This is a genomic window from Azospirillum sp. TSO22-1 (genome assembly GCF_003116015.1).
Lineage (GTDB): Bacteria > Pseudomonadota > Alphaproteobacteria > Azospirillales > Azospirillaceae > Azospirillum.
The window spans coordinates 63,293-83,064 of sequence record NZ_LGQZ01000133.1; the positions used below are offsets into that span (position 1 = coordinate 63,293).

General features: G+C 72.4%; 17 protein-coding genes and 1 pseudogene. 10 read left to right on the top strand and 8 right to left on the bottom strand.

Annotated elements, in window-relative coordinates; genetic code table 11:
* The first annotated feature begins 2 nt into the window (after positions 1–2).
* On the top strand, positions 3–3,479 hold the full coding sequence (locus tag TSO221_RS28900; RefSeq protein WP_109121964.1) for a NahK/ErcS family hybrid sensor histidine kinase/response regulator: 3,477 nt from the start codon (positions 3–5) through the stop codon (positions 3,477–3,479).
* Positions 3,480–3,515: 36 nt separating this feature from the next.
* Here TSO221_RS28900 and TSO221_RS28905 read toward each other — a convergent pair whose 3' ends face one another.
* A complete protein-coding gene (locus tag TSO221_RS28905) occupies positions 3,516–4,067 on the bottom strand; it encodes an alpha/beta hydrolase (RefSeq protein WP_109121965.1) in 552 nt (183 codons plus the stop codon).
* 85 nt (positions 4,068–4,152) lie between these two features.
* Here TSO221_RS28905 and TSO221_RS28910 point away from each other — a divergent pair, with 85 nt between their 5' ends.
* On the top strand, positions 4,153–5,367 hold the full coding sequence (locus tag TSO221_RS28910) for a methyl-accepting chemotaxis protein (protein WP_109121966.1): 1,215 nt from the start codon (positions 4,153–4,155) through the stop codon (positions 5,365–5,367).
* A 38-nt stretch (positions 5,368–5,405) separates the two neighbouring features.
* Here the strand turns inward: TSO221_RS28910 and TSO221_RS28915 are convergent, their stop codons facing one another.
* On the bottom strand, positions 5,406–7,088 hold the full coding sequence (locus TSO221_RS28915; protein ID WP_109121967.1) for a HAMP domain-containing methyl-accepting chemotaxis protein: 1,683 nt from the start codon (positions 7,086–7,088) through the stop codon (positions 5,406–5,408).
* Positions 7,089–7,244: 156 nt separating this feature from the next.
* A complete protein-coding gene (locus TSO221_RS28920) occupies positions 7,245–8,000 on the bottom strand; it encodes a methyltransferase domain-containing protein (protein WP_109121968.1) in 756 nt (251 codons plus the stop codon).
* A 45-nt stretch (positions 8,001–8,045) separates the two neighbouring features.
* Between TSO221_RS28920 and gloB the strand changes: the two genes are divergently transcribed.
* The 3 genes from gloB to TSO221_RS28935 all read left to right on the top strand — a co-directional run bounded on the left by gloB (position 8,046) and on the right by TSO221_RS28935 (position 9,900).
* Positions 8,046–8,801 (top strand): hydroxyacylglutathione hydrolase, encoded by a 756-nt coding sequence (gloB, locus tag TSO221_RS28925; protein WP_109121969.1) that lies wholly within the window; start codon positions 8,046–8,048, stop codon positions 8,799–8,801.
* A gap of 61 nt (positions 8,802–8,862) precedes the next feature.
* Positions 8,863–9,465 carry a glutathione S-transferase N-terminal domain-containing protein gene (locus tag TSO221_RS28930; RefSeq protein ID WP_109121970.1) on the top strand — a complete coding sequence of 201 codons (603 nt, stop codon included), beginning with the start codon at positions 8,863–8,865 and terminating at the stop codon, positions 9,463–9,465.
* Positions 9,466–9,468: 3 nt separating this feature from the next.
* On the top strand, positions 9,469–9,900 hold the full coding sequence (locus TSO221_RS28935; protein ID WP_109121971.1) for a cupin domain-containing protein: 432 nt from the start codon (positions 9,469–9,471) through the stop codon (positions 9,898–9,900).
* Between the two features lies 1 nt (position 9,901).
* On the opposite strand, the gene TSO221_RS28940 is transcribed toward TSO221_RS28935, so the two are convergent.
* The gene (locus tag TSO221_RS28940) at positions 9,902–10,813 is read right to left on the bottom strand and encodes an EamA family transporter (protein WP_109121972.1); all 912 of its coding nucleotides are present in this window, start codon (positions 10,811–10,813) and stop codon (positions 9,902–9,904) included.
* A 173-nt stretch (positions 10,814–10,986) separates the two neighbouring features.
* Between TSO221_RS28940 and TSO221_RS28945 the strand changes: the two genes are divergently transcribed.
* Together TSO221_RS28945 and TSO221_RS28950 are read left to right on the top strand one after the other, a co-directional pair.
* On the top strand, positions 10,987–11,748 hold the full coding sequence (locus TSO221_RS28945; RefSeq protein ID WP_158284240.1) for a transporter substrate-binding domain-containing protein: 762 nt from the start codon (positions 10,987–10,989) through the stop codon (positions 11,746–11,748).
* Positions 11,745–14,126, top strand: coding sequence for an EAL domain-containing protein (locus TSO221_RS28950; protein ID WP_109121974.1), 2,382 nt, complete (start codon positions 11,745–11,747; stop codon positions 14,124–14,126). The genes TSO221_RS28945 and TSO221_RS28950 overlap by 4 nt, the downstream gene beginning before the upstream one ends.
* Here the strand turns inward: TSO221_RS28950 and TSO221_RS28955 are convergent.
* Positions 14,123–14,731 carry a LysE/ArgO family amino acid transporter gene (locus tag TSO221_RS28955; protein ID WP_109121975.1) on the bottom strand — a complete coding sequence of 203 codons (609 nt, stop codon included), beginning with the start codon at positions 14,729–14,731 and terminating at the stop codon, positions 14,123–14,125. The two genes, TSO221_RS28950 and TSO221_RS28955, sit on opposite strands and share 4 nt — an antisense overlap.
* A 95-nt stretch (positions 14,732–14,826) precedes the next feature.
* Here TSO221_RS28955 and TSO221_RS28960 point away from each other — a divergent pair, with 95 nt between their 5' ends.
* On the top strand, positions 14,827–15,711 hold the full coding sequence (locus TSO221_RS28960; protein WP_109121976.1) for a LysR family transcriptional regulator ArgP: 885 nt from the start codon (positions 14,827–14,829) through the stop codon (positions 15,709–15,711).
* 89 nt (positions 15,712–15,800) lie between these two features.
* Here TSO221_RS28960 and cueR read toward each other — a convergent pair whose 3' ends face one another.
* The 3 genes from cueR to TSO221_RS28975 form a co-directional block, all read right to left on the bottom strand.
* On the bottom strand, positions 15,801–16,226 hold the full coding sequence (cueR, locus tag TSO221_RS28965) for a Cu(I)-responsive transcriptional regulator (protein ID WP_348770297.1): 426 nt from the start codon (positions 16,224–16,226) through the stop codon (positions 15,801–15,803).
* Complete coding sequence (locus TSO221_RS28970) at positions 16,223–18,616, bottom strand: heavy metal translocating P-type ATPase (RefSeq protein WP_109121978.1); 2,394 nt, start codon at positions 18,614–18,616, stop codon at positions 16,223–16,225. The genes cueR and TSO221_RS28970 overlap by 4 nt, the downstream gene beginning before the upstream one ends.
* Positions 18,617–18,702: 86 nt before the next feature.
* Positions 18,703–18,906: a heavy-metal-associated domain-containing protein gene (locus TSO221_RS28975; RefSeq protein WP_109121979.1), complete on the bottom strand. Its 204-nt coding sequence runs from the start codon at positions 18,904–18,906 to the stop codon at positions 18,703–18,705.
* 134 nt (positions 18,907–19,040) lie between these two features.
* Between TSO221_RS28975 and TSO221_RS28980 the strand changes: the two genes are divergently transcribed.
* Together TSO221_RS28980 and TSO221_RS28985 are read left to right on the top strand one after the other, a co-directional pair.
* Positions 19,041–19,256 carry a SlyX family protein gene (locus tag TSO221_RS28980; protein WP_109121980.1) on the top strand — a complete coding sequence of 72 codons (216 nt, stop codon included), beginning with the start codon at positions 19,041–19,043 and terminating at the stop codon, positions 19,254–19,256.
* 142 nt (positions 19,257–19,398) lie between these two features.
* A pseudogene (locus tag TSO221_RS28985) lies at positions 19,399–19,772 on the top strand (C4-dicarboxylate ABC transporter); the annotation flags it as partial.

Genomic DNA, 19,772 nt, shown 5'->3' on the forward strand with positions numbered 1-19,772 from the left:
CCATGGACCACTCGATCGTCCTCATCCTGTCGCTGACCTACCTGGCGTCGCTGTTCGCCATCGCGTGGTACGGCGACCGCACCGCCGACAGCGCCGGCGGCGGCAGCAACCCGTGGCTCTATTCGCTGAGCCTCGGCGTCTACTGCACGTCCTGGACCTTCTACGGCGCCATCGGCCGGGCGGCGACGGACGGCTTCGACTTCCTGCCGATCTACGTCGGCCCGATCCTGCTGATCGGCCTGGGCTGGCCGCTGCTGGCGCGCATCGTGCGCATCGCCAAGGCGGAGAACGTCGTCTCCATCTCCGACTTCCTGGCCGCCCGCTACGGCAAGAGCCAGGGGCTGGCGGCGCTGGTCACCGTCACCGCGGTGATCGGCCTGCTGCCCTACATCGCGCTGCAGCTCAAGGCCATCACCATCAGCTTCGACGTGCTGGCCGGCAAGGCGCTGGGCGTCGAGCTGCGCGCGCTGCCCGGCGGCACGACTCTGCTGGTGGCGCTGCTGATGGCCGCCTTCGCCGTGCTGTTCGGCGTGCGCAGCATCCACGCCAACGAGCACCACCGCGGCCTGATGATGGCCATCGCCACCGAATCCGTGGTCAAGCTGGCCACCGCCATGGCGGTCGGGCTGGGCGTCACGCTGGCGGTGTTCGGCGACCTCGCCGGGCTGCTGGAAGCCGCCGACAGCCCGGTCGCCGGGCAGCTGCTCAGCCTGGAGCCCTTCGCCGAGGCCGACTGGTGGGTGGCCTGCGCGCTGTCCGGGCTGGCCATCCTCTGCCTGCCGCGGCAGTTCCACGTGGCGGTGGTGGAGAACACCCACCCCGGCGACGTGCGCCGGGCGGCGCGGCTGCTGCCGCTGTACCTCGTCGCCATCAACCTGTTCGTGGTGCCGGTGGCGCTGGCCGGGGTGACGCTGTTCCCGGCGGGCGGCGTCAACGCCGACAGCCTGCTGGTCTCGGTGCCGCTGCACGAGGGCTGGCCGGCACTGGCGCTGGCCGCCTTCATCGGTGGCCTGTCGGCGGCCACCAGCATGATCCTGGTGGAGATGGTGGCGCTCAGCACCATGATCTGCAACGACGTGGTGCTGCCGCTGCTGATGAGCCTGCGCGTCGGCCAGAAGCGCTGGCGGGCCGACCCGGTGCCGGTGCTGCTGGCGGTGCGGCGCGCCGCGGTGATCGCCATCCTGGTGCTGGCCTACGGCGTCTACCGGCTGATCGGTTCGGCCTTCCCGCTGTCGGCCATCGGCATGCTGTCCTTCACCGCGGTGGCGCAGTTCGGGCCGGCGCTGCTCGGCGGCCTGCTGTGGACGCGCGCCAACCGCACCGGCGCGGTGGCGGGGATCTGCGTCGGCTTCCTCGGCTGGGCCTACACCATGCTGCTGCCCTCCTTCGCCGCCGCCGGCTGGATCGCGCCGGAGGCGCTGCGCGCCGTCCCCTTCGGCCTGGAGGTGCTGAGCCCGGCGGCGCTGACCGCGCTGGACGGGCTGGCGCCGCTGTCGCACGCGGCGCTGTGGAGCCTTGGCCCGAACATCGTGCTGTTCGTGGTGCTGTCGCTGCTCACCCACCAGTCGGCGCTGGAGGCGCGGCAGGCGGCGCGCTTCGTCTCGCTGCAACGCGCCCCCGAAGAGGAGGCGCCGGTCCCCAAGCGCGCCACGCTGGCCGACCTGCACGACCTCGCGGTGCGCTACGTCGGCGCGCCCAAGGCGGACGCAGCGTTCCACGCGCTGCTGGCGACGCGCCACCAGGACTCCACCGCCCTGCTGTCGCGCAGCGACGGCGAGGCGATCCAGATGACCGAGCGGCTGCTGGCCGGCGCCATCGGCTCCGCCTCCGCCCGCGTGGTGGTGGCCGGCCTGCTGTCCGACCGGCGGCTGTCGCGCACCGACGCGCGCTCGATCATCGACGAGGCCTCGCGCGCCATCCTCAAGCAGCACGAGCTGCTGCGCACCACGGTGGAGAACGTCGGCCAGGGCATCTGCGCCTTCGACGGCGAGTTCCGGGTGACGCTGTGGAACCGCCGCTTCCTCGAACTGCTCGACCTGCCGGAGGGCAGCGTGCAGGTCGGCACCGGGCTGAAGGAGATCGTCGCCTACATCGCCCAGCGCGGCGAGTACGGCCGCAACGGCGAGATCGAGACGCTGCTCGCCCGCCGCTCCGACCCGCGCCGGCACGGCAAGCCGGACGTCTACACCCGCGAACGCCCGGACGGCACGGTGCTGGAGATCGCCACCAACCCGATGCCGGACGGCGGCTTCGTCGCCGTCTACACCGACGTCACCGAGCGCCACCGCGCCGCCGCCGCGCTGAAGGAGGCCAACGAGAGCCTGGAGCGCCGCATCGCCGAGCGCACCGCCGCCCTCTCGGACGCCAAGGCGGAGGCCGAGCGCGCCAACCGCTCCAAGACGCGCTTCCTCGCCGCCGCCAGCCACGACCTGCTGCAGCCGCTGCACGCGGCGCGGCTGTTCCTCTCGGCGCTGGGCGAGCGCAGCGCCGACCCGGCGGTGGCGCAGGTGGACGCGTCGCTGCGGTCGGTGGAGCACATCCTGGGCGACCTGCTGGACGTGTCGAAGCTCGACAGCGGCGTGGTGACGCCCAACCCGGTGGCGCTGCGCATCGACGAGCTGCTGAAGCCGCTGGGCGAGGAGTTCGCGGTGATGGCGCGCCAGCACGGCCTGACCTTCCGCGCCGTGGCCGGCGGCGCCGTGGTGCGCAGCGACCCGACGCTGCTGCGCCGCATCCTGCTGAACTTCCTGTCCAACGCGGTGCGCTACACGGCGCGGGGCAAGGTGCTGCTCGGCTGCCGGCGCCGGGGCGACATGCTGTCCATCGAGGTGTGGGACACCGGCCCCGGCATCCCCGAGGACAAGCTGGAGGAGATCTTCGTCGAGTTCCGCCAGATCGACCACGGCACCGACGACCGCGGGCGCGGGCTGGGCCTCGGACTCGCCATCGTCGAGCGGCTGTCGGCCATCCTCGGCCACCGGGTCACCGTGCGCTCGGTGGTCGGCAAGGGCAGCGTGTTCGCCGTACAGGTGCCCTTGAGCGCCGAGCCGGCGGTGGTCCGCACCTTGGCCCCCCGCCCCCGCGGGCGCGACATGCAGGGCGCCCTGGTGCTGTGCCTGGAGAACGAGCCGGCCATCGCCCAGGCGACCGAGCACCTGCTGTCCGGCTGGTCGTGCCGGGTGGTCACCGGCGCCACGGCCGAGCAGGCGCGCGCCGCGCTGGACGGCCGCGTGCCGGACCTGATCCTGTCCGACTACCACCTCGGCCGCGGCATCACCGGCCTGGAGTCGCTGGAAGCGCTGCGCGCCGACCTCGGCGTGCCGGTGCCGGCGGCGCTGGTCACCGCCGACCGCAGCCCGGCCGTGCGCGCCGCCGCCGAGGCCGCCGGCTGTCCGGTGCTCTACAAGCCGGTGCGGCCGGGCGCGCTGCGGGCGCTGGTCGGGCAGCTGCTGGCGCAGGGAAGACGAAACGCGGGGTGAGCGTCGAAGCCCCTCTCCGGCAAGGGGAGAGGGGAGTCACCCCTCCGCCTGCCTGATCAGGTCCTTCAGCAGCCGCTCGCCCTCCGGCCAGGGGCCGTGCCCGGAGGCGACGTTGATGTGGCCGACGTCGCCGGCGTCGATGAAGTCCGCCCCCCACAGCGCCGCGAAGCCGCAGGCGCGCTCGATGGCGCAATAGGGGTCGTTGCGGCCGGCCAGCACCACCGCCGGGAACGGCAGCGGGTCGGCGGGCATCGGCGCGAAGACGCGCACCTCCGGCGGCACCCGTGTCTCCGACTCCACGTCGGAGGGCGCCACCAGCATGGCGGCGGCGACCCGGCCGGCCGAACCCTCGCGCGCCCAGTGCGCCACCAGCGCGCAGGCCATGCTGTGCGCCACCAGCACCGCCGGTTCCGGCCCCGCGGTCACGGCGGCTTCCAGCGTGGCGATCCAGGCGTCGCGGTCGGGCCGGTCCCAGTCCGCCTGCTCGACCCGCCGGAAGCCGGGGTTCTCCCGCACGAACCGACTCTGCCAGTGGTCCGGCCCCGAGCCTCCAAGGCCCGGCAGCACCAGCACGCGCACCTTTCCCATCACCGCTCCTTTGCGTACAACCGGCAACACGCCGTTAACGGGCACCGACTAAAGTATCGCCACGATACGCATAGGGAGCAACGCCGTGGAACTCAGCGCGAAGATCGCCCAGGACATCTGCGACCACATCGCCCGTGAACTGGAGGTGACCGTCTCCTTCATGGGGCCGGGCGGGACGATCTTCGCCTCCTCCGCCCGCGAGCGCGTCGGCCAGACGCACGCCACGGCCGCGGAGATCATGGCGCGGCGCATCGACGAGCGCGCGGTCAGCAAGGACGAGGCGGCGCGCTCCGGCGGCACCATGCGCGAGGGCTTCAACTGCGCGCTCGACCTCGACGGGCAGCGCGTCGCCAGCCTGGGCGTCGCCGCCCCGGTCGAGCAGGCCAAGCGCTACGCCCGCATCGCCCGGCAGTGGGCGGCCTCGATGATCCGTGCCGAGGTGGCCGAGTCGCAGCGCGCCCAGCTGCTGCACGAGTTGTCCAGCCGGCTGGAACGCGACGTCGGCGGCGTGGTCGGCGAGGCGGCGGACGTCGCCCGGCGCCTCGACCAGTCGGTCGGCGGCGTGCGCACCGCCAACGCCGAGGTGCGCCGCCAGTCGGCCGAGGCGGGTTCCGCGGCCCGGGCGCTGGAGACTTCGGTCGGCAGCATCGCCGCCAGCGTCGAGCGGCTGACCGCCACCGCCGGCCGCATCGCCCAGGACACCGCCAAGGCCCGCGAGATCGGCGCCGCCGCCACCACCGATTCCGAGCGCGCGACCACGGTGATGACCTCGCTGCGCGCCGCCGCCGAGCAGATCGCCAGCGTGGTCAAGCTGATCAACGCCATCGCCAGCCAGACCAACCTGCTGGCGCTGAACGCCACCATCGAAGCCGCCCGGGCGGGCGAAGCGGGCAAGGGCTTCGCCGTGGTGGCCAACGAGGTGAAGGCGCTGTCGCGGCAGACCGCCGACGCCACCAAGCAGATCGCCGAGCAGGTCGCCAACCTGCAGCGCGAGACGGCGGCGGTGGACGACGCGCTGTCGCGCATCCACGGTACCATCCAGTCGATCCAGGGCATCAACGACACCGTCGCCTCGGCCATCGGCGAGCAGACCGGCCTGACCGCCGCGGTGTCGAACGACCTCGGCCGCTCACGCGACGACGCCGCCCGGGCCGGCCGCAGCATCGCCGACGCCGAGCGCGCCGTGGCCGGCGCCACCGAGACGCTGGACCAGCTGGGCTCCCTGGCGCAGGGCCTGACCAGCCGCGTCACCGGCCTCGGCGACCGGGTCGGCGAGGTGCTGCGGCAGATGCGGGGGTAAAAAGCCCCTCCCCCCTTGCGGGGGAAGGGCTTGACCCGTCAGGCGGCGCGGATGCCGGAGAGGAAGCGTTCGACCTCGCCCTTCAGCAGATCCGCCTGCCGGGCCAGTTCGCCCGACGCGCCATGCACCTGCGAGGCCGCCGCGCCGGTGTGCGTCGCCGCCTGGCTGACGTCGGCGACGTTGGTGCTGACGGCGCGGGTGCCGCCGGCGGCTTCCTGCACGTTGCGGGCGATCTCCGAGGTCGCCGCCCCCTGCTCCTCGATGGCCGAGGCGATGGAGGTCGCCACCTCGCTGACCGTGGCGATGGTCCGCCCGATGCCGCCGATCGCCTGTGCCGCACCGTTGGTGGCGCCCTGCATGGCGGCGATCTGCTGGCCGATGTCCTCGGTCGCCTTGGCGGTCTGGTTGGCCAGCGACTTCACCTCGCTCGCCACCACGGCGAAGCCCTTGCCCATCTCGCCGGCGCGGGCCGCCTCGATGGTGGCGTTCAGCGCCAGCAGGTTGGTCTGGCTGGCGATGTCCTGGATCAGCTGGACGATCTCGCCGATCCGCTGCGCCTGCTCCACCAGCCCCTGAACGCGGGCGTTGGTCTGGTCGGCCTCGCCCACCGCCTGGTTGGCGATGGAGGTGGAGCGCGCCACCTGGGCGCTGATCTCGCTGATGGACGCGGTCAGCTCCTCGGTCGCCGACGCCACCGTCTGCACGTTGGTCGAGGCCTCCTCGGCCGCCGCCGCGGCGGCCGCGGCGCGCTCGTTGGTGCGATGGGCGGTGTCGGTCATGCTCTCGGCGGTGCGTTCCAGCTCGGTGGTGGCGGAGGCCACGGTGGCGAGGATGCCGCTGACACTCTGCTCGAAGGAGCGGATCAGCCGCTCGACCTCGGCGGCGCGCCGCTCCTTGCCCTGGCGCTCCTCGGCCGCCGCCGCCTCCAGGCGGACGCGTTCGAGCGCGTTGTCCTTGAAGACCTGGACGGCGCGGGCCATGCCGCCGATCTCGTCGCCGCGCCCGGCACCCTCCACCGCAACGTCCAGCGTGCCGGCGGCGAGGTCGTGCATGGTGGCGGTGATCCGCTCGATGGGGGCGGCGATGGTCCGGCGCGCCAGCAGGATCGCCACGCCGAAGCAGACGACCACACCGGTGCCGGCGACGATCAGCATCCAGGTGATGGCGGCGTTGGCATCGGCGGTCACCTGGTCGGACGCGGCCTGCATCTGCCGGTCGGCGCGGTCGATCAGCGCGCGGAACTTCAGACGGGCGTCCATGTAGGTCGGGTCGAAGCGCTCCGCCACGGCCTGCTGGGCCGCCGCGTCGTTGTTCTTCAGGGCGTCCGCCTTGACTTCCTCGGCGACGCGCCTCAGCGCCTCGATGCTCTGGCGCAGAGGCTGCATCTCGGCGCCGATGGCCGGCAGCGCCGCCATGGCCTTGTCCATGCGCTCGGCGATGCCCCTGGCGTCGCTGTCCAGCGCTTCGATCGCCTTGCGCACCTTCGCCTCGTCCTGCTCGGCGATCATCAGGTAGACATCGCGCGCGGTGGCGTTCAGCAGCGAGTTGGAGCGCGCGAGCCACAGCGAGGCCGTGGCCTCGCCGTCGAGGAGCCTGGAGTAGCTCCGGTCCATGCCCTTCAGCTCGACGAGCGCCGTGGCGGTCAATCCCAAGGCAAGAAGCGCCACCAGGGATAGCGTCAGCAGGATTTTGTTCACAACCCGCACGTTGTTCAACGACATGGCGTCCCTCCCAACCGGCCTGAGGCCGGGCGCTGTGTTCTCGCCCCCATAGATTAGACGGCAAATTAAATTTTAGTGAACCCGGCGCAATGTCACAGCGACCTATACTCATGGTGGAGAACCGCATACGATACGTCCACCGAACGGTAAGGGGCGCTATGCGCCGTCCGGCCGCAGGCGCCGGGCCGCCGGGGCGGCGCCGCCGGGCAGCGGCACGATCAGGCGGCGCTTCACCGGCTGCGACCGGCGCGCCACGCCGGCGAAGATCTGCTTGGACGCCTCGATCATGGTGACGCCGGCGAAGGCCTTGAACCAGCGCTCGCCGACCTCCTCCCACGCCGGGGCGGAGCGCAGCAGGAAGCGCGAGCGCACCGGCGGGATGAACAGCGCGTGCCCGGTGCGCTCCGGCACGAACATGGTGTCGCGCAGCACTTGCTTGAGCTGCGAGGGCGAATAGGGGAAGCCGTGGCCGAACGGCGTCCAGTCGGCGCGCGCCCACAGCCCGCGCCGGTTCGGCACCACCGCCAGCAGCCGCCCGCCGCCGGCCAGCACCCGCCAGATCTCGCGCATCATCGGGCGCAGCTGCTCGGTGCCCTCCAGCCCGTGCACCAGCAGCACGCGGTCCACCGACATGTCGCCGAAGGGCAGCTCCGCCTCGTCGCTGAGGCAGACGATGTTCGGCCCCTCCTTCGGCCAGTAGCTGATCCCCTGCGAGGCCGGCATCACCGCCAGCACCCGCTCGGCCTCGTCGCGGAAGGGGCGCAGGAACGGCGTGGTGTAGCCGACGCCCAGCACGATCTGCCCCCGCAGGTCCGGCCACATCTGGCGGATGCGCCGGCGCACCATGCGCCGCGCCACCTGGCCCAGGCTGGACTCGTAGAACTCCCGGAGGTCGACAATATCGGTGTACATGACGCTCACGGTTCGGCACAGACCCAAGGGGAGGACGGCAACACCATGGAAATCCACCTCGTTCCGGCGTTCAACGACAATTACATCTACCTGCTCCGCGACGGCGACGATGTCGGCGTCGTGGATCCCGGCGACGCGGCGCCGGTGCTGCGGGAGCTGGAGCGGCGCGGCTGGCGCCTCACCCACATCCTCAACACCCACCACCACCCCGACCACGTCGGCGGCAACCGGGCGCTGAAGGAGCGCTACGGCTGCCCGGTCATCGGCGCGCGCGCCGACTCCCACCGCATCCAGGATATGGACATTGCGTTGCAGGATGGCGAGACCGCATCGTTCGGTCCGCACGCGGCGCGCGTCATCGCAATACCCGGCCACACCTCCGGGCACATCGCCTTCCACTTCGGCGACGCCCGCGCGCTGTTCTGCGGCGACACGCTGTTCGCGCTGGGCTGCGGCCGGCTGTTCGAGGGCACCCCAGCGCAGATGTGGGATTCGCTGTCCAGGCTGCGGGATCTCCCCGACGACACCCGCGTCTATTGCGGGCACGAGTACACGCTGTCCAACGCCCGCTTCGCCGTGACCGTCGATCCGGGCAACCGCGAGCTGGCCGAGCGCTTCGCGACGATCACGGCGCAGCGCGAGCGCGGCGAGCCGACCATCCCCACCGGGCTGGGCGTCGAGAAGCGCACCAACCCCTTCCTGCGCGCCGACGATCCGGCCGTGCAGGCGGCGGTGGGCATGGCCGGCGCCGACCCGGTGGCGGTGTTCGCCGAGATCCGCGGGCGCAAGGACCGGTTCTGAGGGTTCCCGCACCGGCCGCCCTGCTCTAAGATCCCCGTCCGACAACGGGAGGGACCCATCCATGAAGCTGCGCTACAGCGCCACCTCGCCCTACGTGCGCAAGGTGATGATGGTCGCCATCGAATGCGGCCTCGACTCCGGCATCGAGCTGGAGAACACCGACGCCTGGTCGCCGGAGACCGACCTGCCGGACGACAACCCGCTGGGCAAGGTGCCGGCGCTGATCCTGCCGGCCGGCCCGACGCTGTACGACAGCCCGGTGATCTGCGAGTACCTGGACACCCTGCACGACGGCCCGCGCCTGTTCCCGGCCCCCGGCCCGGCGCGCTGGTCGGCGTTGCGCCAGCAGGCGCTGGCCGACGGCATCTGCGACGCCGCCATCCTGCGCCGCCTGGAGGGCAACCGCCCGGACGGCGAGAAGTCGCCCGCCTGGATGGAGCGGCAGCGCGTCGCCGTCGCCCGCGCCTGCGACGCGCTGAACTCCTTCGCCGACATGCTGCCGCCGAACCCGACCATCGGCACGCTGGCGATCCTGGCGGCGCTCGGCTACCTCGACTTCCGCTTCGGACACGAGGACTGGCGCCCCGGCCGGCCGAAGCTGACGGCGTGGTTCGACAAGGCGTCGGCCCGCGACAGCTACCGCCGCACCCTGCCGCCGGCCTGACAGATGACGGAGGCGCTGACGCCGGAGCGCATCATCGCCACCCTCGGGATGCAGCCGCACCCCGAGGGCGGCCACTACGTCGAGACCTACCGCCACGCGGCCGGCGACGGCGGGCGCGGCGTGAAGACCGGCATCTTCTTCCTGCTGCGCGCCGGCGAGCGCTCGCACTGGCACCGGGTGGACGCGGTGGAGATGTGGCACTGGCACGCCGGCGGTGCCTTGGAGCTGTCGGTCAGCGAGGACGGCCGCGCGATGACGCGGCACGTGCTGGGCATGGACCTGCTAAGCGGCCAGCGCCCGCAGGCGGTGGTGCCGCCGCACGCCTGGCAGGCGGCGCGCCCGCTGGAGGGCTGGGTGTTGGTCGGCTGCACCGTCTCCCCGGCGTTCGAGTTCGCCGGGTTCGAGCTGGCGCCGGAGGGGTGGGAGCCGGGCTGATTTACCCCCGCGGCCGCAGCACGTCCCAGCTCGCCATCACCGCGCCGCCGACGATCAGCGCGCAGGCCGCCCACACGGCCCAGCCCGCCTCGGCGCGGCCGAACAGGATCAGCAGGAAGGTGGACAGCAGCGGCGTCGCGTAGGATAGGGCGCCCAGCGCGCGGATGTCGCCGCGCTTCACCCCGTGGTCCCAGACGAAGAACGCCGCGCCCACCGGCCCGGTGCCGAGCAGCAGCACCGCCAGCCACTCCATGGCCCCCGGCACCACGGTCGCCTCGAACGCCAGGTGGCACAGCCCCGCCAGCACCGCGGTGGCCAGGCAGAAGCCGCCCACCGCCTCGGTCGGCACGTGGCCGAAGCGGCGCGACAGCACCGAATAGGCCGACCACACCACCGCGCAGGCCGCCGCCGACGCGTAGCCGGGCAGATAGGCCGCGTCGATGCTCAGGCCGCGCCCCTTGCCGGTCACCAGCAGCGCCGTGCCCGCCAGCCCGAGCAGCCCGCCCAGCACATGCCCCGCCGTCAGCCGGTGCCCCGGCAGCAGCGCCGAGAACAGCACGATCAGCAGCGGCCACAGGTAGTTCAGCAGGTTGACCTCGACCGCCGCGTCCGGCGCCAGGCGGAAGGCCAGAAAGTAGAAGAAGTGGTAGCCGAACAGCCCGCCGACGCCCAGCAGCCACACCGGCCAGGGCTGACGCAGCGGCGCCACCACGCCACGCCCGCGCACCACCGCCGCCGCGGTGCCGACCAGGAAGGCCAGCGCAAAGGACATGGCGACCAGCTGGAACGGCGGGATGTCCCCCGACAGCGTGGTCAGCAGCGCCAGCGTCGACCACAGCAGGATCGCGAAGCCGCCGATGGCGGTGGCGCGGCGCACGTGGGCACGGTCGGCCGCCAGGGTGTCGGTGGTCATCAAAAGTATCCGAAGTCGGATGAAATACGGCGCTTCCTATAGCGCAGCCGGCGCGCAGCCGCAACCGCCGTGCGGGCACACGGGAGATGGAGGGACTGCGTCCCCTGGTCACTTGCCGGGCGCGGCGGCGGGAGCCTATACTTTGTGTATACGCGCTCCACGAGGCACCCGCCATGCCCCGGTTCCGCACCCTTCCGGCCCTGCTGATCGCGCTCGCCCTGGCGGGCGGCGGCCGTGCGGCGGAGGCCCAGCCCGTCGACACCCTGTACTTCAACACCGGCGTCGGCGCCCCCTACGCGCAGGAGGACCGCCAGGGCTTCCTCGACCTGCTGGTGGCGGAGATGTTCGGCCGGCTCGGCCTGACGGCGCGGATGCAGGTCTACCCCAGCGCCGAGCGGGCGCTGCTCAACGCCAACAGCGGGCTGGACGACGGCGACGCCCTGCGGGTGGCCGGGCTGGAGGCGATCTACCCCAACCTCGTGCGGGTGCCGGAAAAGGTGATCGACAACAACTTCGTCGCCTATTCGCGCCACCTCGGCATCGCCACGCCGGACTACGAGGCGCTGCGCCCCTACGGCATCGGCACCATCGTCGGCTGGAAGATCTTCGAGGCCAACCTGGGCGAGGGCTTCCACACCACCCGCGTGCAGGACGCCGAGCAGCTGTTCACCCTGCTGGCCAAGGACCGCGCCGATGTGGTGCTGTTCGAGGAGTGGCAGGGCCGCTGGATGGCGCGGCGGCTGGGGCTGGCGGTCACCGTGCTGGAGCCGCCGCTGCACCGCATGGAGATGTTCCTCTACCTGCACCGCAAGCACCAGGGGCTCGTCGACCGCGCGGCGGAGGCGCTGCGCGCCATGAAGGCGGACGGCGCCTACGACCGCATCGCCGAACGCGCGCTGCGGCACCTGCTGACCACGCCGGAGAAGCGGTCGTGACCGGCGACGCACCGGGGCGCCGGCTGGCGCGCCGGCTCATCGTCGCCATCGTGCTGGCCAGCTCGCTGATCACCGTGGTGATCACCTCGCTGCAGCTGTACCAGGAGTACCGGCGCGACATCGACGACATCGACCGCCGGTTCGGGCAGATCGAGGAAAGCTACCTGGACAGCATCCGGCAGAACGTCTGGCTGGCCGACCGCGTCCGCTTGCAGACCCTGCTCGACGGCATCCGCCGCCTGCCGGACTTCGAATACGCCGCGGTGGCCGCCGACGGCGCGCCGTTCGCCGCCAGCGGCGCGGTGCCCACCATGGGCGAGCGCACCCGGCACTACACCCTCACCCAGACGCACCGCGGCCGGGAGGTGGAGATGGGCACGCTGACCGTCTCCGCCTCGCTGGAGGGGGTGGTGCGGCGGACGCTGGAGCGCATCTGGTTCATCCTCGCCGCCAACGCGGTGAAGACCTCGCTGATCGCGCTGTTCGTGTACCTGCTGGTCGATCGCCTGATCACCAGCCGGCTGCGCACCATCGCCGCCTTCACCCGCGGCGTCGGCCGCGGCGACCTGGAGACGGCGCTGCCGCACTTGCCGCCCGCCCAGGGCGACGAGGTGAACGCGCTGGCCCACTCCATCGACGAGATGCGCCAGGGGCTGCGCCGGCTGAACGCCGAGGCGGCGCTGGCCGCCAGCGTCTTCGCCAACACCCAGGAAGGCATCCTGGTGACCGACGCCGACGGCGTCATCGTCTCCGTCAACAAGGCCTTCACCGCCATCACCGGCTACACCGCGCTGGAGGCGGTCGGGCAGCGGCCGGAGCTGCTGCGCTCCGGCTACCAGGACGAGGCGTTCTACGCGGCCATGTGGGAGGAGCTGCTCACCACCGGCTTCTGGCAGGGCGAGCTGTGGAACCGCCGCAAGGGCGGCGAGGCCTACCTGCAGTGGGAGAGCATCACCACCATCGCCGGGCCGGACGGCCGGGCGCGGCACCACGTCGCCATCTTCTCCGACATCACCGAGATGCGGCGCAAGGACGAGCGGCTGCGCTACCAGGCCTACCACGACGCGCTGACCGGGCTGGCCAACCGCGCGCTGCTGCTCGACCGGCTGGAGCAGGCGCTGAGCTTCGCCCGGCGCGCCGGCAGCCCGGTGGCGGTGCTGTTCCTCGACCTCGACCGCTTCAAGCTGGTCAACGACAGCCTAGGCCACGAGATCGGCGACGAGCTGCTGAAGACCGCCGCCATGCGGATGACCGCCTGCGTCGGCCCGGACGACACGCTGGCGCGCACCGGCGGCGACGAGTTCGCCGTGGTGCTGAACGACGCCGGCTCGACGTCCGAGGTGGCGCACCTCGCCGAGCGGCTGATCGCGGCGCTGGCCGAGCCGTTCGTGCTGCGCGGCCACACCGTGCACCTGGGCGCCAGCGTCGGCATCGGCCTCTCCCCGCAGGACGGCGCCGACGCCGCAGCGCTGCTGCGCAACGTCGACGCCGCCATGTTCTCCGCCAAGGCGGCCGGGCGGAACACCTTCCGCTTCTGCGATTCCGGCATGAACCACCGCGCGCTGGAGCGTCTGGACCTGGAGGCCGGCCTGCGCCGCGCCGTGCCGAACGGCGAACTGGAGCTGCATTACCAGCCGCAGATCGCCCTGCTGCCGAACCGCGCGCTGCGCGGGGTGGAGGCGCTGATGCGCTGGCGCCACCCGCAGCGCGGGCTGGTCCAGCCGGGCGATTTCATCCCGCTGGCCGAGGAGGCCGGGCTGATCGGCGAGCTCGGCGACTGGGCCTTGCAGGAGGCCTGCCGGCAGGCCCGGGCGTGGCTGGACGCCGGCGTGCCGCTCGGCCAGATGGCGGTGAACGTCTCGGCCCGGCAGTTCGAGGACCGGCGCTTCGTCCGCCGCGTCGCCGACATCCTGGCGGCCACCGGCCTGCCGCCGGGGGCGCTGGAACTGGAGGTGACGGAGTCCATGGTGATGGCCCAGCCCGAGCAGGCCGCCCGCATCCTCGGCGAGCTGCGCGAGGCCGGGATAACGGTGTCGGTGGACGATTTCGGCACCGGCTATTCCAGCCTCGCCTATCTCAAGCGCCTGCCGATCAACGCGCTCAAGATCGACCGCGCCTTCGTGCGCGACATCGGGGAGGACACGCGCGACCAGGCGATCATCGAGGCGATCATCGCGCTTGGCCGCTCGCTCGGCCTGACCATCATCGCGGAGGGCGTGGAGACGGAGGGGCAGCTGGCCTTCCTCGACCGCCACGGCTGCCACTGCGCCCAGGGCTTCTACTTCGCCCGCCCGCTGCCGGCCCGGCGGCTGGAGGCGACGCTGGCCGGCTTCGGCGCGGCGGAGACGGTGATGATGGAGAAGGCGGTGGCGGATTAGGCGCGAGCCATCACCAGCGTCGCGGCGATCGCGCACATGACGACGCCGATCCCCGCGTCCAGCGCCCGCCAGGCGCCGGGCCGGGCGAAGACGGGCCGCAGCAGGCGCGCGCCGTAGCCCAGCGCGAAGAAGAACAGGAAGGACGCCGTCATCGCCCCGAGCGCGAAGGCGCCCTTGCCCGCCGCGAACTGCGTGGACACGGACCCGACCAGCACCACCGTGTCCAGATAGACGTGCGGATTGAGCCACGTCAGCGCCAGACACGTCGCCAGCGTCGCGCCGAGACCGGCCGGAACGGCCGCCGCCGGCGTCAGCGCGTCGCCCGAGCGGACCGCCGCCCGGAAACTGCGCAGACCGTAGGCCAGCAGGAAGATCGCGCCGCCATACCGCATCGCCGTCTCGAGCCAGGGCACCCAGGCGTTGGCTTGGGCGAAGCCGCCGACCCCCGCCAGGATCAGCACGGCGTCGGACACCGCGCAGGTCAGGCAGACCGCCAGGATGTGCTCGCCGCGCAAGCCCTGGCGGAGGATGAAGGCGTTCTGCGCGCCGATGGCGACGATGAGGCTGAGGCCCAGCAGCAGGCCGGGGATGAAGGCGGACAGCATGGCGGACCCTTCCTGTGGCGAAGGTCCTTCCGCTACCACGGCTGCCCGGATTAGAATAATTAAAGCTCCTTGCCTGAATTAAGGAACGCTAACCCATGCTGGATTACGCCCTGCTCGTCGCCCTGGCGGCCGTCATCCGCACCGGCAGCTTCGAACGGGCCGCGCAGCAGCTCAACGTCACCCCTTCGGCGGTGTCCCAGCGCGTGAAGCTGCTGGAGGAGCGGCTGGGGACGATCCTGGTGGTGCGGGGCAGCCCCTGCACCGGCACGCCGGCGGGCCAGCGCCTGTGCCAGCACGTGGAGCAGGTGGCGCTCCTGGAAAGCGAACTGCGCCTCGGGCTTCCGGACCTCCGGCCCGACGCGCCGCCGGTGACCGTGCGCCTCGCGGTGAACGCGGACAGCCTCGCCACGTGGTTCGTCGCGGCGATGGCGGAAACGCCGGACTGCCTGTTCGACCTCGTCCTCGACGACCAGGAGCACAGCGCCGACTGGCTGCGCCGGGGCGAGGTCCTGGCCGCGGTGACGGCCGGCGCCAAGCCGGTGCAGGGCTGCGACAGCACGCCGCTGGGCGCGCTGCGCTATATCGCGACCGCCAGCCCGGCGTTCGTCCACCGGCATTTCCCCACGGGAGTCGACGACACGTCCCTCGCCCGCGCACCGCGCCTGACCTTCAACAGCAAGGACCGGCTGCAGGCGCAGTGGACGCGGCAGGCGTTCGGAACCGAGATCATGTCGCCGACCCACTGGCTGCCCTCGTCCCAGACGTTCGTCGACGCGGCGCTGGCCGGACTCGGCTGGGGCATGAACCCGGAAATGCTGGTGGCGGGACACCTGCGCGACGGCCGGCTGGTCGCCCTCGTCCCGGGCCAGCCGCTGGACGTGCCGCTGTTCTGGCAGCGCAGCCGCATCGCCAGCCGCACACTGGCCGACATCACGCGCGCCGTCGTCCGCACCGCGCGCGCCGCGTTGCAGCCTCCCTGACGGGGCATCGCTCCAAATTCAATAGCTTAACCGTCATCCCCGCGAAGGCGGGGATGACGAAAAAGGAAGATCTGGCAGAGGGGCGGGCCTCACGCCGGATGGCCGTGCCCGCAGCACGCCGTCCCGGCTTCCTCCAGGTCGCGCAGGATCGGGCAGTCCGGGCGGTCGTCGCCGTGGCAGGCGTCGGCCAGCTCGCGCAGCGTGTCGGCCATGGCGCGCATCTCGGCGATCTTGGCCTCCAGCTCGTCCACGTGCTCCAGCGCGATGCGCTTCACCTCGGCGCTGGCGCGGTGCTTGTCGCGCCACAAGCCGACCAGGGCCTGGATGCGCTCGATGCTGAAGCCCAGCGTGCGCGCCCGCTTGACGAAGCGCAGGATGCGCACCTCCTGCGCCGTGTAGACCCGGTAGCCGGCGGCGGTGCGGCCGGCCTCCGGGATCAGGCCGATGGACTCGTAGTAGCGGATCAGCTTGGCGTTGACTCCCGACGCCTTGGCGGCCTCGCCGATGTTCATCATCGATTCCCCCGGGGCTTCCACCCCCGCAAGGTCAGCGCGTTGAGCACCACGCTGACCGAACTCAAGGCCATGGCGCCGCCGGCCAGCACCGGGTTCAGCAGGCCCAGCGCCGCCAGCGGGATGCCGACGAGGTTGTAGATGAAGGCCCAGAACAGCCCCTGGCGGATCTTCGAATAGGTGCGCCGCGACACGTCGATGGCGCCGCCGACCAGAACGGGATCGCCGCGCATCAGCGTGACGCCGGCGGTGTGCATGGCCACGTCGGTGCCGGTCGCCATGGCGATGCCGACATCGGCGGCGGCCAGCGCCGGCGCGTCGTTGATGCCGTCGCCGACCATCGCCACCACCTTGCCCTCGGCCTTGAGGGAGGCCACCACCGCCGCCTTGTCGCCGGGCAACACCTCGGCGAAGACGCGGTCGATGCCCAGCTCGCGCGCAACCGCCTGGGCGGCACCCCGGCTGTCGCCGGTGACCATCACCGCCTCGATGCCCTGGTCGTGCAGCGCCCGCACGGCGGTGCGCGCCGCCTCCTTCACCGTGTCGCCGAAGGCGATCAGGCCAAGCGCCCGCCCGTCCGCCGCCAGCCACGACACCGTGCGCCCGGTGGCTTCCAGCAACGCGGCGCGGGCGTCGAGGTCCGCGTCGGCGACGCCGTTCTCGGCCATCAACCGACGGGTGCCGAGCAGCACCGCCCGCCCGTCCACCGCGCCCGCCACGCCGCGCCCAGCCAGCGCCTTGAAGTCCGCCAGGGTGCCGAGGCCCAGCCCGGCCGCCCGCTCGCGCACGGCGTGGGCCAGCGGGTGCTCGCTGCCCTGCTGCAGCGTGGCGGCGAGGCGCAGCAGCTCCGCCTCGTCCGCCGCGACGAGGTCGGTGACGCGCGGCTTGCCCTCGGTCAGCGTGCCGGTCTTGTCGAAGGCGACGGCGGTCACCGCGTGCGCCCGCTCCAGCGCCTCGGCGTCCTTGATCAGGATGCCGTGCCGGGCGGCGGCGCCGGTGCCGACCATGATGCTGGTCGGTGTGGCGAGGCCCAGCGCGCACGGGCAGGCGATGACCAGCACCGACACCGCGGTGATCACCGCCGCCTCGACGCCGTAGCCCAGCGCCCACCACGCCGCGAAGGTCGCCAGCGCGAGGACCAGCACCACCGGCACGAACACCGCGCTGACCCGGTCCACGGCGCGCTGGATCGGCGCCTTGGAGGCCTGCGCGCCCTCCACCAGCCGGACGATCTTCGCCAGCATGGTCTCGGCGCCCACCGCCGTGGTCTCGACGGTCAGCAGGCCGTCGACGTTGATCGAGCCGCCGGTGACCGGGGCGCCCGCCGCCTTCTCCACCGGCAGCGGCTCGCCGGTCAGCATGGATTCATCGACGCTGCCGGCCCCCTCGACGACGCGACCGTCCACCGGCACGCGCTCGCCGGGGCGGATCACCACCACGTCGCCGACGCGCACCTGATCGACCGGGATCTCCGTCTCGGCGCCGCCGCGCCGCACCCGCGCGGTGTCGGGGCGCAGGCCCATCAGCGCACGGATGGCGGCGGCGGTCTGCCCCTTGGCGCGCGCCTCCAGCCACTTGCCGAGCAGCACGAAGGTGATCAGCACCGCCGACGCCTCGAAATACAGGTGCGGCGCGTGGCCGGCGTGCGCCGTCAGCCACGTGTAGACGCTGAGCCCCCAGGCCGCCGAGGTGCCCAGCGCCACCAGCAGGTCCATGTTGCCGGCCCCCGCGCGCACCGCCTTCCAGGCCGCCACGTAGAAGCGCCAACCCAGCCAGAACTGCACCGGCGTCGCCAGCGCGAACTGCGCCCAGGCCGACAGCATCAGATGGGCGCCCAGCAGGTCGCTGATCATGCCAGCCACCAGCGGCGCCGACAGCGCCGCGGCGATCAGCACGTGGCGCAGCTCGCGCCCGCTGCGGGCCTCCGCGGGCGGGGCGGCGGCGGTCCGCTCCATCACCGGCGCGGCGTCGAAGCCGGTGCGCTCGACGGCGACGATCAGGTCGGCGAGCGCGAGGCCCTGGCCGGTGACGTGGGCGCGCTCGGTGGCGAGGTTGACGCTCGCTTGCGTGACGCCCGGCACCTTCTTCAGCGCCTTCTCGACCCGCGCCACGCACGAGGCACAGGTCATGCCGCCGACCTGCAGGTCGAAGTCCGCCGAGGCCGGCTCGTAGCCCGCGGCCTCGATGGCGGCGACCACCCCCTGCGGGTTGGCCGCGCCCTCGGCGAAGGTGACGCGCGCCGTCTCCGTCGCCAGGTTGACCGAAACCTCGGCCACCCCCGGCACCTTGCGGATCGCCTTCTCCACACGCCCGACGCAGGACGCGCAGGTCATCCCTTCGATGCCGATGTCGAAGTCTGGGGCGGGGCGGGTCTGCGCAGCGGTCTCGGCCATGACGGCTCTCCTCGTATCGTGCCGCCCTATCAGATGGGCCTTCCAATCATGGGAAGGTCAAGGGCAAAACGCAGGGGAGAGGTGCGTCACGCCGCCTGACCCAGCACCTCGTAGCCGGCGTCCTCGATGGCCTGCCGCACCGCCGCCTCCCCGGCGGCGCCCTCCACCGCGACCTCGCCGGCCGACAGGTCGACCACCGCGCGCTGCACGGTGGGCAGCGCCTCGACCGCCTTGGTCACCGTCTGGGCGCAGTGGCCGCAGGTCATCCCCTTCACTTTCAGCTTCAGCATGTCGTCCTCCGTGGGTTGGCTGCGCCCAGCCTCGGGCTTCCAGCGATGGGAAGGTCAAGCGCCAAACAGCGCCGGCGTTGCGCCGTCGCGCCGCTTCGCCTAAAGCTGCGCCCCGCAACCTGGGGAACGCCCGCATGGACAAGGCCGTCGAACGCCGCCTCATCGACCTGGAAAGCCGCCTCGCCCACCACGAGCGCATGGCCGAGGAGCTGTCGTCCGTAGCGTTCGAGCAGGGGCGGACCATCGACCTGCTGACCGCCCAGGTCCGCCGCCTGAAGGAGCGCATCCTGCTGCTGGAGGCGGGGGCCGAGCGCTCGCCGCAGGACGACCGGCCGCCGCCGCACTACTGACCTCTCGGGGCCGGCATACATCATACCGATGATGCGGATTACACGGATGGTATCGTGTCCGCATCATCGGCTATGGTGACGATGTCGAGCCGCAACGCGCCCGCCTGAGACGGGCGCGGCGGCGCTGGGAGGAAACAAGACGATGACCACGACCCGACGCGCAGTCCTGGGCGGCATGCTGGCCGCCCCGGCGATCGTCGCGGCCAGCCGGCTGGGCTGGGCTGCCGACGCCAAGGTGCTGAAGATCTCGCACCAGTTCCCCGGCGGCACCATCGACGAGGGCGACTTCCGCGACCGCATGTGCCGCCGCTTCGCTGCCGAGGTGGAGAAGCGCACCGCCGGCCAGCTCAGGTTCGAGCTGTACCCCGGCTCGTCGCTGATGAAGACGCTGGCGCAGTTCAGCGCCATGCGCAAGGGCGCCCTCGACCTGTCGCTCTACCCGATGCCCTACGCCGGCGGCGAGGTGCCGGAGACCAACCTCGGCCTGATGCCGTGCCTGGTCACCAGCTACGAGCA

What these genes read in the sequence shown, in the direction of transcription:
- TSO221_RS28980 (WP_109121980.1), top strand. Translation starts at nt 19,041, where the DNA reads ATGGACAAGGCCGTCGAACGCCGCCTCATCGACCTGGAAAGCCGCCTC.
- cueR (WP_348770297.1), bottom strand. Translation starts at nt 16,226, where the DNA reads ATGATGAACATCGGCGAGGCCGCCAAGGCGTCGGGAGTCAACGCCAAG.
- TSO221_RS28915 (WP_109121967.1), bottom strand. Translation starts at nt 7,088, where the DNA reads ATGTCGTTGAACAACGTGCGGGTTGTGAACAAAATCCTGCTGACGCTA.
- TSO221_RS28975 (WP_109121979.1), bottom strand. Translation starts at nt 18,906, where the DNA reads ATGCTGAAGCTGAAAGTGAAGGGGATGACCTGCGGCCACTGCGCCCAG.
- TSO221_RS28900 (WP_109121964.1), top strand. Translation starts at nt 3, where the DNA reads ATGGACCACTCGATCGTCCTCATCCTGTCGCTGACCTACCTGGCGTCG.
- TSO221_RS28960 (WP_109121976.1), top strand. Translation starts at nt 14,827, where the DNA reads ATGCTGGATTACGCCCTGCTCGTCGCCCTGGCGGCCGTCATCCGCACC.
- TSO221_RS28930 (WP_109121970.1), top strand. Translation starts at nt 8,863, where the DNA reads ATGAAGCTGCGCTACAGCGCCACCTCGCCCTACGTGCGCAAGGTGATG.
- TSO221_RS28970 (WP_109121978.1), bottom strand. Translation starts at nt 18,616, where the DNA reads ATGGCCGAGACCGCTGCGCAGACCCGCCCCGCCCCAGACTTCGACATC.
- TSO221_RS28955 (WP_109121975.1), bottom strand. Translation starts at nt 14,731, where the DNA reads ATGCTGTCCGCCTTCATCCCCGGCCTGCTGCTGGGCCTCAGCCTCATC.
- gloB (WP_109121969.1), top strand. Translation starts at nt 8,046, where the DNA reads ATGGAAATCCACCTCGTTCCGGCGTTCAACGACAATTACATCTACCTG.
- TSO221_RS28920 (WP_109121968.1), bottom strand. Translation starts at nt 8,000, where the DNA reads ATGTACACCGATATTGTCGACCTCCGGGAGTTCTACGAGTCCAGCCTG.
- TSO221_RS28945 (WP_158284240.1), top strand. Translation starts at nt 10,987, where the DNA reads ATGCCCCGGTTCCGCACCCTTCCGGCCCTGCTGATCGCGCTCGCCCTG.
- TSO221_RS28905 (WP_109121965.1), bottom strand. Translation starts at nt 4,067, where the DNA reads ATGGGAAAGGTGCGCGTGCTGGTGCTGCCGGGCCTTGGAGGCTCGGGG.
- TSO221_RS28940 (WP_109121972.1), bottom strand. Translation starts at nt 10,813, where the DNA reads ATGACCACCGACACCCTGGCGGCCGACCGTGCCCACGTGCGCCGCGCC.
- TSO221_RS28935 (WP_109121971.1), top strand. Translation starts at nt 9,469, where the DNA reads ATGACGGAGGCGCTGACGCCGGAGCGCATCATCGCCACCCTCGGGATG.